Source organism: Streptomyces sp. NPDC007095 (genome assembly GCF_040634475.1).
In the GTDB taxonomy this organism is placed as follows: Bacteria; Actinomycetota; Actinomycetes; order Streptomycetales; family Streptomycetaceae; genus Streptomyces.
In genome coordinates this window covers 1-14,928 of sequence record NZ_JBEYFS010000008.1, presented here as the reverse complement: position 1 = coordinate 14,928, position 14,928 = coordinate 1, and the positions used below count along the sequence as shown (strand labels likewise).

At 71.7% G+C, this 14,928-nt stretch carries 15 protein-coding genes; all 15 read left to right on the top strand.

Features of this window, described 5'->3' with window-relative positions:
- Window positions 1-264 precede the first annotated feature (264 nt).
- The 15 genes from ABZ656_RS04570 to ABZ656_RS04500 all read left to right on the top strand — a co-directional run bounded on the left by ABZ656_RS04570 (window position 265) and on the right by ABZ656_RS04500 (window position 14,641).
- A complete protein-coding gene (locus ABZ656_RS04570; protein ID WP_360264444.1) occupies window positions 265-453 on the top strand; it encodes a hypothetical protein in 189 nt (62 codons plus the stop codon).
- 404 nt (window positions 454-857) lie between these two features.
- The gene (locus tag ABZ656_RS04565; RefSeq protein WP_360264588.1) at window positions 858-1,298 is read left to right on the top strand and encodes a hypothetical protein; all 441 of its coding nucleotides are present in this window, start codon (window positions 858-860) and stop codon (window positions 1,296-1,298) included.
- Window positions 1,299-1,596: 298 nt separating this feature from the next.
- Window positions 1,597-2,103, top strand: a complete 507-nt coding sequence (locus ABZ656_RS04560) for an SAF domain-containing protein (protein ID WP_360264441.1) — start codon at window positions 1,597-1,599, stop codon at window positions 2,101-2,103.
- On the top strand, window positions 2,103-2,945 hold the full coding sequence (locus ABZ656_RS04555; RefSeq protein WP_360264438.1) for a hypothetical protein: 843 nt from the start codon (window positions 2,103-2,105) through the stop codon (window positions 2,943-2,945). The genes ABZ656_RS04560 and ABZ656_RS04555 overlap by 1 nt, the downstream gene beginning before the upstream one ends.
- Window positions 2,945-4,258 carry an ATPase, T2SS/T4P/T4SS family gene (locus ABZ656_RS04550; RefSeq protein ID WP_360264435.1) on the top strand — a complete coding sequence of 438 codons (1,314 nt, stop codon included), beginning with the start codon at window positions 2,945-2,947 and terminating at the stop codon, window positions 4,256-4,258. Before ABZ656_RS04555 ends, ABZ656_RS04550 begins: the two co-directional genes overlap by 1 nt.
- Window positions 4,255-5,124 carry a type II secretion system F family protein gene (locus ABZ656_RS04545; protein ID WP_360264432.1) on the top strand — a complete coding sequence of 290 codons (870 nt, stop codon included), beginning with the start codon at window positions 4,255-4,257 and terminating at the stop codon, window positions 5,122-5,124. Before ABZ656_RS04550 ends, ABZ656_RS04545 begins: the two co-directional genes overlap by 4 nt.
- Window positions 5,121-6,020 (top strand): type II secretion system F family protein, encoded by a 900-nt coding sequence (locus ABZ656_RS04540; RefSeq protein ID WP_360264429.1) that lies wholly within the window; start codon window positions 5,121-5,123, stop codon window positions 6,018-6,020. The genes ABZ656_RS04545 and ABZ656_RS04540 overlap by 4 nt, the downstream gene beginning before the upstream one ends.
- A 93-nt stretch (window positions 6,021-6,113) precedes the next feature.
- A complete protein-coding gene (locus ABZ656_RS04535) occupies window positions 6,114-6,245 on the top strand; it encodes a hypothetical protein (protein WP_282190007.1) in 132 nt (43 codons plus the stop codon).
- Window positions 6,246-6,291: 46 nt separating this feature from the next.
- Window positions 6,292-6,642: a TadE family protein gene (locus tag ABZ656_RS04530; protein ID WP_360264425.1), complete on the top strand. Its 351-nt coding sequence runs from the start codon at window positions 6,292-6,294 to the stop codon at window positions 6,640-6,642.
- Window positions 6,643-6,646: 4 nt separating this feature from the next.
- Complete coding sequence (locus ABZ656_RS04525; protein WP_360264422.1) at window positions 6,647-7,069, top strand: TadE/TadG family type IV pilus assembly protein; 423 nt, start codon at window positions 6,647-6,649, stop codon at window positions 7,067-7,069.
- Window positions 7,066-7,524, top strand: a complete 459-nt coding sequence (locus ABZ656_RS04520) for a pilus assembly protein TadG-related protein (protein ID WP_360264419.1) — start codon at window positions 7,066-7,068, stop codon at window positions 7,522-7,524. The genes ABZ656_RS04525 and ABZ656_RS04520 overlap by 4 nt, the downstream gene beginning before the upstream one ends.
- A complete protein-coding gene (locus ABZ656_RS04515) occupies window positions 7,524-10,193 on the top strand; it encodes a BTAD domain-containing putative transcriptional regulator (protein WP_360264416.1) in 2,670 nt (889 codons plus the stop codon). Before ABZ656_RS04520 ends, ABZ656_RS04515 begins: the two co-directional genes overlap by 1 nt.
- A gap of 855 nt (window positions 10,194-11,048) precedes the next feature.
- Window positions 11,049-12,167: an AAA family ATPase gene (locus ABZ656_RS04510; RefSeq protein WP_360264585.1), complete on the top strand. Its 1,119-nt coding sequence runs from the start codon at window positions 11,049-11,051 to the stop codon at window positions 12,165-12,167.
- A gap of 98 nt (window positions 12,168-12,265) precedes the next feature.
- Window positions 12,266-14,086, top strand: a complete 1,821-nt coding sequence (locus tag ABZ656_RS04505) for a hypothetical protein (RefSeq protein ID WP_360264413.1) — start codon at window positions 12,266-12,268, stop codon at window positions 14,084-14,086.
- 78 nt (window positions 14,087-14,164) lie between these two features.
- On the top strand, window positions 14,165-14,641 hold the full coding sequence (locus ABZ656_RS04500; RefSeq protein WP_360264410.1) for a hypothetical protein: 477 nt from the start codon (window positions 14,165-14,167) through the stop codon (window positions 14,639-14,641).
- Window positions 14,642-14,928 lie beyond the last annotated feature (287 nt).

Below are 14,928 nucleotides of genomic sequence, written 5' to 3'. Positions count from 1 at the left end.
GAGAAGGGCTCGCAGGCTTCGAAGGACCTGACCTCGCCGTCGCCTTCCTCGACAGGTGAGGCGGAGAGCGAGGCGGTCGCTGCATACCGGGCAATGTGGATGGACGCCGCCGAGGCCTCCCGTACCTCGGACCCGAAGCACCCCCGTCTCGATGATCACGCCAAGGGCGATGCTCTGAGTCTGTTGCAGTACATGATGGAGCAGAATCGCAAGAACGGTGTGACGGGTAAGGGAGCGGCGAGCGTAGCTCCCACGGTCGTGAAATTGAGCAGGACCAAGGTCGAACTGACGGATTGCGTCGACGGGTCCAAGTGGGTGCAGCTCAAGCCGAGCGGATCCGCTGGTGGCATGCCTGGTGGGCACTACCGCACGACGGCCACGGTCGTCTTCGCCTCGGGCAAGTGGTGGGTCTCCGAGCTGTACACCGGGGAGGCGGGATCATGCCTGGACTGAGGTCCGGCCTTCCATCGCTTCCCAAGGCTGTTGCCGTGACGGTGGCGTTACTTGTCGGGTTGTCCCCTGGTTCGAGCCGGGCGGACGACGGAGGTTCGTACCTGGATGTCACCACGGGTGTGAAGTGTCGGCACGGAAAGTGCGGCGTCGGCGCGAAAAGCGACGCGCGTCCGGCGGGCGCCGGGAGACCGAAGGGTTCCTCCCCGCACGGGATTGCGGCAGGCGGTGGGGGCGGTGGCCCGAAGGGGCCCCCGACGGTCGAATCGGACGGCTGGGAGTACGACCTCGGCAACGGGATGGGTATCCTCCCTCGCTTCGACGGCACGAAGCCGAAGGCGCAGGACGGTGACAAAGCGGCGAAGCCGGATCCTGCGGTTGTCGCGCAGCAGGTGGTGAGGGAGTTGGTGCTCCCCGACCCGGTGATCCGTACCAATCCCGATGAGAGGCATGCGCAGTTGGTGCGGGTGCCGACGTGGATGTGGCTGGACCGGGCGATGTGGCGGCCGGTGTCGAAGACCGCGACGGTGCCTGGGGTGACGGTGACGGCCACGGCGATACCGCGTACGGCGACGTGGCTCATGGGTGATGGCCAGAGCGTGGTGTGTGAGGGCGCTGGGACGCCGTACTCACGCAAGTACGCGGCGGATTCGAGGTCTCCGGACTGCGGGCATACCTACGTGCGCTCGTCGGTGCGGCAGCCGGAGGACGCGTACACCGTGTCGGTGACGGTGGCCTGGGATGTGGAGTGGCACGACGGTGGTCAGCAGGGGCTCATTCCGGGGCTGCAGACCCAGGCCGAGATGCCGTTGCGGGTGGCTGAGGCGCAGGCGCTGGTTGTGGCCTGAACGCCGGGCGGGGTGGGCGTAAGGGGCGCCGGGGAGCGGCGCCGGGCGAGTTCTTTTTGATCGAGTGAGGTGGAGTGTGGGTACCTCTTTGTCTTCTTCCAGGCCGGCGGGTGCGAATGGCGCGTGGGCGCGGCTGCGGCCGCCCCGGCAGTCGGCCGAGGGTCCTCCTGCGGGTGGCGGGCCGGTGGGGGCGCCGCGGCGGTGGCGGCCGGGGCTGGTCGCGCTCGGTGTCGCCGGGGCCATCGCGTGTGCGGGCGGTGTCGCGTGGACGGTGGGCAGCGCCGGGGAGCGGCAGCCGGTGCTGTCCGTGGTGCGTCCGGTTGCTGCGGGTGAGGTGATCGAGGCGCGCGATGTGGGCGTCGTACGGCTGGGTGTGGATGACGCCACGCAGGTCGTGCGGGCTGGGCAGCGGGATGCGGTGATCGGGCGGCGGGCCGTAGTGCCGTTGGTGTCTGGGCAGTTGCTCGCGCCCGGGCTGGTGGGGGACGCGGCTGGGTTCCCGCCGAATGGGCAGGCGCTGGTCGTCGTTGGTGTGGAGCCGGGGATGCTGCCCGCGGGCTTGGCGGCCGGGCAGCGGGTTGCCTTGGTGCCCGGCGTCCCGCCGGGTGGGCGTACGGCGGGTGACGCGGATGCGCAGGCGCCGGATCCGGTGCTGGGTGTGGTGAACGCGGTGGGGCGGCCGGAGTCGGCGTCCGGCAAGGGCGCGGTGACTGTGCTCGTGGATGCCGGGGCGGTGCGCCGGGTGGCGGAGATGAGTGACCCGAGGGTCGCGGTGCTCAGCGCGTCGGTGAAGGCGGTTTCCTGATGCGACAGATCGTGGCGCTGGGTTCACTCAAGGGAGCGGCGGGGGCGAGCACGCTGGCTCTGGCGTTGGCCGCGGCGTGGCCTGTGGACGGCGGGGCGCGGCCGGTGGTGGTGGAGGCGGATGCGTCTGGTGGCGATCTCGCTGTGCGGTTCGGGTTGTCGGACATGGTGGGGCTGCTCGCGCTGGCGGCCGGGGCTCGGCAGGGCGGGCCGGAGAGGGACCTGGACGGCTGTACGCAGGAGGTCGCCGGCGGGCTGCGGGTGGTAGTGGCTCCGACCGGAGCGGATCAGGCCGTGGCGAGCGTCGCGGAGGTCGCGGCGTGCCCGTCTGCGCTGCGGGGTGATGCCGGGAGTGAGGGGATGGTGCTGCTCGATCTGGGGCACCTCGGTTCCGCTGCGTCGCGGGAGCTGGCGCGGGCGGCGGACCGTCTGGTGCTGGTGGCCCGGGGCAGCGCGGACGCGCTGGCTCATGTGGCCGCTCGCCCCGAATGGCTGGAAGGGGCCCGGCCGGAGCTGGCCGTGGTGGGGCCGTGCCGCTACTCCGAGTCCGACATCGCCCAGGCGCTGGAGATGGAGCGGGATCAGATCCATCTGCTGCCCTGGGACGTCCGGGCCGCAGACGCCTTCGCCGGAGCCGCGCGTGTGGCCGAAGGGCGTTGGCGCCGTTCGCCGCTGGCCAGGGCCGTGTTCGTCCTGGCCCGGCAGCTGGCTGGGGCGGACAGCGGCGTATCGCGCGGGGGGCTGTGCGGCGAGTTGGCACAGCTCGGCTCACGCGCCCTGCCCAGGCCGCTGCTCGGCCGGTCCGGGGCGCTGCGGTCCTTGGAGAAGGGTGGGACGCGGTGATGGACCAGGGCATGGCCGCCGAGAAGTTCCGGGAGAACATCGCGGCGAATCTGACGGGCTTCGCGCACTCCCGTAGCGAGGCCGGACTGCCGGTGCAGAGCAGCGGTGAACGGCGCACGCTGGCGAGGAAGCTGCTCGCCGATGAGATCGCCTCCCACAACCAGGGCCGGCTCCGGGTGGGCAAGCCCGCCTTGAGTGACGACGAACGGGAGGCCATCGAGCGCTTGGTGATGGAGGCGTTGTTCGGGCTCGGTCCGCTGCAGGAGCTGCTGGGGGACGAGCGGATCGAGAATATCCAGATCAACGGCGCGGACCAGGTCTTCGTCCGCTATGCCGACGGTACTGAGGAGCAGCGCGGTCCGGTGGCTGCCTCCGATGGTGAACTGGTCGATCTCGTACGGCAGATCGCGGCCCGTTCGGGTCTGGAGGAACGGCGCTTCGACCGGGGCTCGCCGAGCCTGAATGTCTGTCTGCCGGACGGTTCAAGGCTGTTCGCGGTGATGGCGCTTTCGCACAGGGTGGGCCTGACGATCCGTCGGCATCGCTTCAAGCGCGTGTCCATGGACGACCTGGTCGACCGCCTCGGCGTGTGCGACCGGCGGCTGGCGGCGTTTCTGACCGCGCTGGTGCTGGCCCGGAAGAACATCATCATCGGGGGCGGCACCAACGTCGGCAAGACCACCCTCGCCCGTGGCCTGGCCTCGGTGATCCCGACCTACGAGCGGCTGGTGACCATCGAGGACACCTTCGAACTCGGCCTGCACGAGGACACGGTGGCGCACCCGAATGTCATGGCATTGCAGGCCCGTGAGGCGAACCTGGAGGGCGAGGGCGTCGTCGATCAGGCGGAGCTGGTGCGCTGGGGGCTGCGGATGTCTCCGGACCGGGTGATCGTCGGGGAGATCCGGGGGCCGGAGGTGGTGCCGATGTGCAACGCCATGAGCCAGGGCAACGACGGCTCCCTCTCCACCATCCACGCCTCTACCTCGCGCGGGGTGTTCACGAAGCTTGCCGCGTACGCCGCCCAGTCGCCGGAGCGGCTGTCGCTGGAGGCGACGAACCTGCTGGTCGCCTCGGCCGTGCACTTCGTGGTGCACGTGGGCTGGGACGCGGAGGGGCGGCGCGCCATCGACTCCATCCGGGAGGTCGTGGACGCGGACGGTACGCAGATCGTCTCCAACGAGGTCTACAAGCCCGGACCCGACGGGCGGGCTGTGCCGGGGGCGCCGGTGCGTACCGAGACCTTCGACGAGCTGGTCGATGCCGGACTGGACGTGGCGCTGCTGCGTGGCGAGCGGTGGAGGACTCCATGACTCACGGTGCGCTCATCGGCCTGTTGCTGGGAGCGGGGCTCGCGCTCTCGGTTTGGCTCATCGTGTACGGCGCTCTGCCGCGCACGCACGCCCGGCGCGCCGTGCGGCAGTGGCGGCTGCCCCTCCAAGCGAGCGGGCGGCAGTGGTTGGCCGCGGCGGTGGCCGCCCTCCTGGCCGGGACGGTCACCGGCTGGCCGGTTGCCGGGCTGCTCGCGCTGGTGGGCGTGCTGACGCTGCCGCGGCTGCTGGGACAAGACCGGCAGGCGGCGGCACGTACGGCCAAGCTGGAAGCCGTCGCGGTCTGGGCGGAGATGCTGCGCGACACCCTGTCGGCGGCGGCCGGACTGGAGCAGGCGATCCTCGCCACCGCGCCCGTCACCCCGCCCGCCCTGCGGGAGGAGACCGCCCGCCTCTCGGCCCGAATCGACGACGGGCAGCCGCTGGGCGAGGCACTGCGCGTCTTCGCCGACGAGGTGGACGACGCGACCTGCGACATGGTCACCGCCGCGCTGGTCATGGCCGCCGAACGGCAGGCCCGCCAACTCGCCGCACTGCTCGGACAGCTGGCGGCATCCACTCGGGAACAGGTGACCATGCGGCTGAAGACCGAGGCCGGGCGCGGTCGGGTGCGAACCTCGGTGCGCGTCATCACGTGCACGACCCTGGGCATGGCCGCAGGGCTGGTCGTCCTCAACCGCGCCTACCTGGACCCGTACGGGAGCGCCGAGGGGCAGCTTGTGCTGGCGCTGGTGGGCGGCCTGTTCACGGTCGCCTTCTGGTGGCTGATGAAGATCGCCACCATGGAGGAGGAACCCCGGGTCCTCAAAGGCGTACGCCCCACGGCCGGGGAGGTGGTGGTCCGATGACGGTGATTCTCCTCGGGCTCGGGCTCGGCGGTTTCCTGGCACTGACGGTGTACGGCATCAATCCGCCCCGTGCGTCACTTGCCGACACCCTTGCGCTCCTTGGCAGGTCTCCCGCCGTATCCTCGCCGGCGACCGGGGCAGGACAGGGCGAGGGCTGGGCGTCTCGGCTCGGGCAGCGGGCTGTGCCGACGCTGAAGGCCCTTGGCCTGCCCACCCGGAGTCTGCGCCGGGATCTGGCGGTCGCCGAGGTGCCTGTCGAGCGGTTCCTGGCGGAGAAGGCCGCCGCCTTTCTCGCCGGGTTCCTCGCGCCGAGCGTCGCCTCGCTGCTGTGGTGGGCGCTGACCGGGAGCGGGCTGGGCGTGCAGCTGACGGCCGTCGGCTCTCTCATGACCGGGGCGGTGCTGTTCTTCACCCCGGACCTGTCGGTACGGGCCACCGCCCGACAGCGCCGCAAGGAACTGCGCCACACCCTGTCCGTGTTCCTCAACCTCGTCGTCATCGCCCTGGCGGGCGGCGCCGGAATCCACCAGGCCCTGGCCGACGCCGGAGCCAATCCGCACGGATGGGGCGCGGCCCAGCTGCGCCGTGCCCTGACCGCAGCGGAGGTCGGGCGGACGAACGTCTGGCACGAGCTGGGCGAACTCGGCGCACGCACCGGGGTGCAGGAACTGGCGGAACTCGCGGCCGCGGTCTCACTCGCCGGCAGCGAAGGCGCCAAGGTCCGTATCTCGCTGGAGGCCAAGGCCGCCGCGATGCGCACCCGGAGCCTGGCCGAGTCCGACGGCGCCGCGCAGTCCGCGACCGAACGGATGTCGCTGCCCGTTGTCGTCCTCTTCGCGGGCTTCCTCGTCTTCATCGGCTATCCCGCCCTGCAGAACGTGCTCGCCGGGCTGTAGGCCACACATCCCCACTACGGAACGGAGCTTGCTGTGAACGTCCGCTCGATCGCCGCCCGGACCCGCCGCTGGGGGCGGCGACTCAGAAGGAGGATGGCCCAGGACGCCGGGTACTCCACGGAGACCGTCATCGTCACCGCCCTGCTCGTCATCATGGGCATCGCGGTCATCGGCATCATCGTCGGCAAGGTGACCGCCAAGGCGAGCGGAATCGACCTTGGCTAGAGGACGATACCGACGGCGTACGAAGCGGCTGGCGGACCGCGGGGCTGTGAGCACCGAGCTGGTGCTCGTGGTGCCGTTGCTGATGATCCTGCTGCTGTTCATCGTGCAGTTCGCGCTCGCGCTGCACGCCCAGCACATCGCGCAGACGGCCGCCTCCCGGGCCTTGGCGGCCGCCCGCGCTCAGGACTCCACTGCGGCGGCCGGAGACGCGCGGGCAGCGGCCACGCTGCGCCTGCTCGGCGGCCGGGTGCTCAAGCACCCAACGGCGAAGGTCAGTCGCGGCGCCGCGAATGTTGTGGCGGATGTGGAGGGCGAGGTCCTCGTGGTCGTACCGGGCCTGCATCTGCGCGTGGCCGGGCACGCCGTGGGACCGACCGAGAGATGGACTGCGGGGTGACCGGATGCGCCTGCCCACTCAGCCGTGCAGATCACAGGACGCCGGGTCGGCTACGACCGAACTCGTCCTGGTGACACCGCTGTTGATTCTGCTTGCCCTGGTCGCCGTCGCCTTCGGCAAGCTCGTCGGCGCGCGCCTGGACGCCGACGAAGCCGCGCACCAGGCGGCCCGCGCCGCCTCACTGGCGCGCTCCGCCGACGAGGCACGGGCCGAGGCCGGCGGGGCGGCCACGCGCAGCCTGGCCGGGGCCGGATCCTCGTGCACCGGCCCCCGGGTCAATCCTGCGCTGGGCAACTTCGTCCCCGGGGGTGTGGTGCGGGTGACGGTGACCTGCCGCGCCGCCCTCGACGTACCGGGCCTGCGCAGCGTGGATGTTACGGCGTCGGCCGCCTCCGTAGTGGACCTGTACCGGGGAGTGGAGCCATGAGACGCAAGAGCCGACGGGACGCGCTGCGCGGCGACTCGGGGCAGGTCACCGCGGTCGTGGTGGTGTCAGTGGCCGGGCTGTTCCTGTTCGCCGGGCTGGTCATTGACGGCGGCCTCGCCCTGGCGGGCAAGGTGCGCGCCGCCGACACCGCGCAGGAGGCTGCCCGTGCCGCCTGCCAGGAGGTCGACCTCGCTTACCTTCGTGCCACCCACCGCATGCGGCTCAACGCCGCGACGGCCGCCGCAGTCGCTCGCGGGCGTGTCGCTGCGGTCGGCGACGCTGCCCGCGTGCAGGTCCGCGAGGACCAGGTACAGGTCAGCGTCACCCACATCCAGAAGACCCAGGTTCTCTCGTTGATCGGCCTTGGGCGGCTGACGACCACCGCGTCCGCGACCGCGCACATCGAACTCGGCGCCACCACCCCCTGGGGCGAAGACGCGGAAGGCGGCCGCTGATGCCAAGACGGTATGCGGCTCGCCGCACCGGCCGTCGGCTGACTGCTGCCGTACGTTTCCTCACCTGCGGCAGCGCACTCGCCGCCGCCGTGGCCGGTATCCCGTACGTCCTCGTCGTCGCCGTCGGCGTGCCCTGGCCCGGCCAGGTCACCTCGTTCGACGACCTGGCCGGGCGCCTCGGGCAGCCGATCAGCGACCCCTTCGTTCTCCAGGTCCTCGCGCTGGTGGGCTGGGCCTGCTGGACGTACTTCACAGCCACCATGCTGCGCGAGGCACTCTGGCTGCTGCGGCGCCTGCCCGCACTCGTACGGGATACATCACTTCTTCGGCGCCGCACCGCGACGCTGCCCGCCCACCGGGCCGCCGCCGCACTCCTCGTCGGCACCCTGCTCATCGCCCTGATCGGCCTGTGGCGTCTGCCCGTCGCGCACGCCACTGTGCCTGCCACGAACCCCGCTGCTGAGCCGGTCGCGGCCGTTGCGCCCCTGCACGTGCCCCCCGCGCGAGCCGCCGAGCCCGAGCACGTCACCTACATCGTGCAACCCGGTGACACGCTGTGGGACATTGCCGAGCAGCACCTCGGCGACCCCCTGCTCTGGCCGAAGATCTACCAACTCAGCTGCGCCGTCCGGCAATCCGACGGCAGGCTGCTGTCCGACCCGGACCTGATCATGCCTGGCTGGCGGCTGCACCTGCCCGTGTACGAAGCGCCCGCACCTCGCCCGCCGCAGCCGTCGGTCGAAACCCCTGCTCGGCCTCCACACCCGTCGATTCCGGCTCCTGAGCCGGAGGGGCATCAGCCCTCCGGCCGCGGCGAAAGCGATAACAAGCAGCGGCAGACAGACCCTCAGCAGCAGGATGGCCGCCGGGGGCAGGAGCAGCGCCCGGTGGCCATCGGACTGGGGATCGCGTCCACGATCGGTGTCACCACCGCGGCGGGCATCGCGGCGGCCATTGGCTTCGCCCGGTGGCACGCTGCCCGCCGCCGTACGCCGCGTGTCGACGCTCTCGCCGCACCCCTTGAGGACGACGACCTGCTGCTGGGCGATGCCCTCCACCGCAGCAACCAGGCCCACCTCGCCACCCGTGCCGCTCGGCATCACAACCCCGAGGACCTGCCCAGGCGTACGGCCCCTGCAGAACCCGGGCAGCCGGGCACGGTCACCGTCGCCGAGCACGCCGGCCGCGAAGTACGCATCGACGCCCTCGCCGTACCCGGGGGAGTGCAGCTGGCCGGCCCGGGTGCTGAGAGCGCCGCGCGCCACCTGGCAATGGCCATCGCCGGCGCCGCGCAGCGCCTTCGTCCCGCTCCGCCGTCCGTACGACTGGTCGTCCCGCAGGCCACCTTGCACCGGCTGCTGCCCGGGGCAGACGAGTTCACCCCAGCCTGGAGGGTTACCGAGTCCGCCTCCGAGGCTCTGGAGACGGCTGAGCACGCCCTGCTGGAGCACGCTCGCCACGAACAGCACCTGGACACCGAGCCGTTGGCGCACGGCATGCCCGCCCTCCACGTCCTTCTGGTCGACGGGGCAGACGAGGATCCCGTCCGCCTCCAGGCGCTCGCGGCACGGGCCACCTCCGGCCAGCTCGCCGTTGTCACCCTCGGCCCAAGCCGTGCCTCTGGGCACCGGCTGACCGTCGCGGCCGACGGTACCGCCACCGGCAGCCTCGCCGCCCTCCCGAGGGGCATCATGTTCCTCCTCGCGCCCGAGGCGGCCTCCGAGATTCTGGACACCCTGCACGCGGCCCACGGGCGCCAACCCGCGCCTCCGGAATCCGGGGATGAACCAGAGGAGCCGGAACCCGCGCCTGCGCCCACGCCGAGTTGCGAAAGCCCGTCGACGCACACGGCCAAGGCCGAGCCGGGAGGGGCCGCACCGACCCGCACGGTGCATATCCGCCTTTTCGACGGATTTAGAATTTTTGTCGATGGCGAAGAATGCACACTCGCCGACACGAGGAAAGAGGAGACCAGGGAATTTATTGCTCTGCTCGCCGCACACCGGGACGGACTACGTGGTGAGGAAATCGCCGAGAAAATGCAACTGGCCGACGACCCGGACGAGGCGAAGGGGGAAATCGAGAACCTGCGGCGCGCTGCCCGCCGCGTCTTCCGCGGGGCGACAGGAAAAAAGGAAGTGGCCTTCGTGGCCCTCAGAGGACAGGTGCACCGCCTTGACCCGCAATACATCTCCACTGACGTCGCCGCCCTCACCGACGCCCTCAAGCAAGCCACCTCGGCCGACTCCCCATACGCGCGAGCAGAGGCACTCCAACACGCGACGGACGTCTACGCCGGGCCGCTGTGCGACGGCGCCGACTACCTGTGGGCACACGGCCTCCGTACAGCGCTGCACCGCCGCGCCCTGGACGCGCTGATGCTGCTCGCCGAGCACACGGCGCAGCACTCCGCAGACCCCGAACCGGCCCTCGCACTCCTCAACCGGGCCGCCGACCTCGACCCCGAAAACGAACGCGTCTACCGGCGCATCATCCAGCTCCAGCTCGCCCTGGGCCGCGACGACGCAGCCCACCGCACCCTCGGCCTGCTCACCGAGCGCCTCGCCGGTATCGACGCCGAACCCGAGCCCGCAACGCTTGCCCTCCTGCACGAGAGCCGTCAACCGGCACACCGGGCACCGGGACGCGGCCAGGCCGCCAGACGCTGAAGTCCTCCCACCCGTCCAGACTGCCCTCCCACCACGGGGATCCACCCCGCTGTCCTGCTTGCACAGGAGCACCCTGGGGAGTACGTAGGCACAGGTCACGGCCCGATCCGCCATCGCGGAACGGGCCAGCCTGCATATCGGTACGCGAACCTGTCCCGATCTGCCCACCGTCATGGCCCGGCCCTGTTTCCGTGTACCTGCCTGCATGTGGTGTTTCCCCAGCCTCTCGCGTCTACGGCTGACAAGCTCTTCCTCTCCTTCCTTCCTTTTCCTTACAAGCCTTCACTCCCAGGCCAGCCGGCCCCGGCCCGAGGCCCTGGCCTGGGTTCACGCCTGAGGCGTGGCGGCACCCCGGCGCAGCCGAGGGCGCCGGGCGCCGTGCCTGGGGCCGTGCATTCGCGCGCGCACTCGAATTTCGGGGATGTCAGCAGGTGCGGGCGCCTGGGGATCGGTCGTGCGGGCGGCGGCGCACGACGCAAGGCGTCGCGCATTCCGTAATTCTCCTGAATTCCCGTCGTGAATTCGCGAGAATTCCAGCATTATCAAGCCGGAATATCGCTTCAGGTGGGGTGCGGGTCGAGCTATATTTGAATTGTTCCCGGAAGGGGTAGGAATGGAAAACCTGCCCACGGGGTCCACTCGGAAAAGAATGACGGGTGGAGTGTGTCCAAAAGTGGCCACTTTCGAATTCGAATATGTCGGCCTCTGGTAATCGGTGAAAGGGCTCCTGTGATGACGAATACCGCCACGCCTCCGCCTCCCGGCTCCGCGCCGCAGCAGTCCGCCGCCAATCTGCCGAATTCCCCGGCAGCGGCAGCGGCAGCGGCGACGGCGACGGCAGGGGCTCCGTCCAGCATGGGCGCCAAGGCGCGCCCGGGGGAGTTGCGCGCGAGGATCGCGCAGATCCTGGTCGCGAGCCCGGGCGCGCAGTTCACCGTGACGGAGCTGGCGAGGAGGCTGGGGCATTCGGGCGGGGCGGTCGGCAATGCCTGCGAGACGCTGGTGTGCCGGGGTGAGGCGGAGCGGTCCGGTTCCAAACCGCGTATGTATCGGTCGACTTCGGCGACGGCCACCGCAGCGCAGCATGCTGTACCGCTGCCGCCCGCCCCGAGCTGCACGCCCTTGGTGCCGCGACCGGCAGCCCCGCAGGCGCCTGCGGCTCCTCCGCCGACCGGGCGGCCCGGTCCGGTCACCCGCCCGAACGGGCAGCAGTACCACCCCAGGGCGCTGGCGCAGTTGCCGGACGTCGAGGCGCTGCGGCGCCTGCGGGAGGCGCAGGTGGCGGTGTTGTTGTACGGGCCGCCGGGCACCGGGAAGACCTCCCTGATCGAGGCGGCCTTCCCGGACCTGATCACGGTCGCCGGGGACGGCGACACCACGGTCGGCGACCTGATCGGCGAGTACACGCAGGACACGAACGGCGGGTACGAGTTCGTCTACGGGCCGCTCGTCACGGCGATGCAGGAAGGCCGGGCCCTGCTCCTCGACGACGCCACCCTGATCTCTCCGAAGGTGCTGGCCGCCCTGTATCCGGCGATGGACGGGCGCAGGCAGATCCAGGTCAAGGCGCACAAGGGCGAAGCGATCAGCGCCGCCGATGGTTTCTACGTGATCGCCGGGCACAACCCGGGCGTGCACGGGGCGGTCCTCACCGAGGCCCTCGCGAGCCGGTTCAGTGTGCAGGTCCAGGTCGGCTCGGACTACGACCTCGCCGCCTCCTTGAAGATCAACCGGACGGCCGTACGGATCGCCCGCCATCTCGCCGTCAGCCAGCAGGCCGGAGAGGTCGGGTGGGCGCCGCAGCTACGGGAGTTGATCGCCTTCCAGAAGATCGCCGATGTGCTCGGCACCGAGGCGGCCTTCGCCAACCTGGTCGGCGTAGCCCCCTTGGAGGACCGGGACACGGTGGCCGAGATCGTGACCAAGGCGATCGGCCGACCGGTCACGGCCCTGACCCTGGGCCGCCAGCTCTGACCCTCACCCCCGGCACCCCGCCGCGCCTCCCCCTTATTCCGGCCCTGGCCGACACCCCACCCCCACCCCCACCTCCTCCTGGAAGGGATCGAACCGCCATGCCCGCACCCGCCCACCTCCTGCCCGCCTCGCCCGCACTGACCGAAGCCGAACAGGCACTGACCCGCTGGGAGGACGACGGCGGCCCCGCATACGAACCGCGGCCCGGCCCGCAGGCCGGGCAGTGGCTGCGCATCGCTGCCGCCCTGGGGGAACGGCTGCCCGAACTCGCCGGACGGGAGGACGTGATCGTCACCTGCGAGCACGGCACCCGCTCCGGCGCCCCGGCGGCCTTCTACCCGGTCACCGTGCAACTGGAGATCGACGCCGCCCTCTTCGCCCCGCTGAACCCGGCCACCATCGACCCCACCCGGCCCGGCGACGAGGAGAACTACCCGGTAGCCTGGGGCGCCTTCACCCACGAGGCCGCTCACGCCGCGCACAGCCGCTGGACCACCCCGCCCCCGCTGCGCGGCACGGCCCTGGATGCGGCGGCCCAGATGCTGGAGGAATCCCGCGCCGAACACGCCCACCTCTCCCGCCGCCCCGCCGACCGCACGTTTCTGCGCAGCGCCGTACACGCCCTGGTCCTCGGGGACTTCACCGCCCAGACACCGAGTGACCGGTGGCAGGCTGCGTACGCCGCAGCTCTGATCCTCGCCCGCCGGGACGCCGGAATCCTCGACCCGGACGAGACCCAGCCCCTGGAACACACCGTGACCAGCATCCTCGGCAAGGACCTGCTGGAAACCCTCGCCCAGATCTGGACGGCCGCTCACACCACCACCGACGAGGACGGGCAGGCGATGCTGGAACACGCCCGCGCATGGTGCCAGGCACTCGGAGCCCCACCCGATCAGCCCGAACCAGCCCCGGACCCCCGAGCCGGGCGTACAGGCGAACTGGCCGAGGCCATCGGCACGGTCGCCGCCACGGTGAGGGCGAACGAGGCCGGACACCGGGCGGCGCAGGCACGGGTCGATGCGGCCCGCTCCGCCCGGTCCCGCGCCAAGGCCGACCGGGCCGCCCAGCAGCGGGAGGCGGAGAAGACGGCCGAGAAGGTCTTCGCGCCCGGGGCGCGGCCGTTCACCCCCCAGAGCCAGCGGGGCAGGGGCCGCCGGGCCGCCTCACCGGTGACCGGCACGCGGGCGCCCACGCCCGCCGAGAAGACGGCGGCAGGGCACCTCGCGCGGGCATTGCGGGCAGCGGCCTACCGGGAACGTACGGTCACCGTCACGGCCTCGGCTGCCCCGCCCGGACGCCTGAACTTGCGCGGCGCCCTCGCCCGGGACGCGCAGAAGGCGGCGGGTGCCACGCCCACCGCCCAGCCCTGGATCCGCACCCAGCGCCGCCAGAGCCCCACCCCGCCGCTGCGCGTCGGCATCGCGGTGGACGTGTCCGGCTCGATGCGCGCCGCCGCCCAACCGATCGCCTCGGCCGCCTGGATCGTCGCCAAAGCCGCGGCCCTCACCGACCCCGACTCCCACAGCGCCACGATCGCCTACCGCCGGGCCCTGACCGCGATCACCGTGCCCGGCAGGGTCCCCGCGAGGGTGACCGAGTTCGACGCGGACGGCGGCGGCCACAGTCTCGCCGACGCCATCGACGCCCTGAGCGCAGGGCTCGGACTCACGACACCGGGCGCGGGCCGCCTGCTGGTGATCGCCTCCGACGGCTACTACCGGCCCGAGGAAGCCGCCCCCGCCGCCGAACGCATCGCCGCCCTGCGCGCGGCGGGATGCGCGGTGCTCTGGCTCGCCTTCGCCCCCGAGCCCCACCCCCTGCCAGGCGCCACCGTGCTCGAACTCACCGACCCGGCCCAGGTCGCCGCCGCGATCGGCAAGGCCGCCGCTGCCGCCCTGGCCACCACCACCCCCTGACCCCCCGCGCCGCCCCGGCACCGCTCGGGGCGGCACCCCCGCCGCACCCGACCTCCACCGCGAAGGAGACCGATTCCCATGACCTCGCTCGCCGAACGCGCCCACGCCGCCGCCGTGTTCACCCGCCACAACACCGCCGTCAGCCCGCACGGCCGCTACCGGGGCGAGGAACACGCCCGCACGGCGGTACGGCTGGCCGCCGCCCTCGGCCTCGGGCTGGACCAGATCACCACCGCCCCGGACTGGCTGCGCCGCCGCACCACCCCGGGCGAACCGGTCCTGGCCACCGCCACCTGCCCCGACACCAGCGAAAAGTACGTCTCCCTCGCCCGCTTCCCGATCTACGACGACGAAGCCTTCGAACTCCTCGGCCCGTGCCCCGAATGCTCCGGCCAGGTTCCGCTCGCCGCCATCCGGCACCTGGCCGACCTCGGCACTCACCTGGCCCGCGCGCCGCTGACGCCCGAGGACCTCCCGCACACGGACACGCTGCCGGACACCTTCACCCACGATCAGGGCCACACCAGCACCTGCCGCTACGGCGAAACCCTCTGACCTCCACCTCATCCGCGCAACGGGAAGGACCCGTATCACCATGACCCGTACCTCCAGCCGCATCCAAAGCACCGCCCCTCGCGCTAACGCTCCCGCCGCGCCAGCCCGTTCGGAACCAGACCCGCTGGCTGAGACCGGCCTGTCACCAGGAGCAGCGGCCCTCCGGAGGGCCCTCGGCGAGGACGGTTACCAGCTCCTCGGCCACCAGCGGCAGGAACGCGGCACCGCACTGGGCGAACTGGCCGACCTGGTCTGGAACACCGCCCGCGAAGCCGACCGGCTCCACG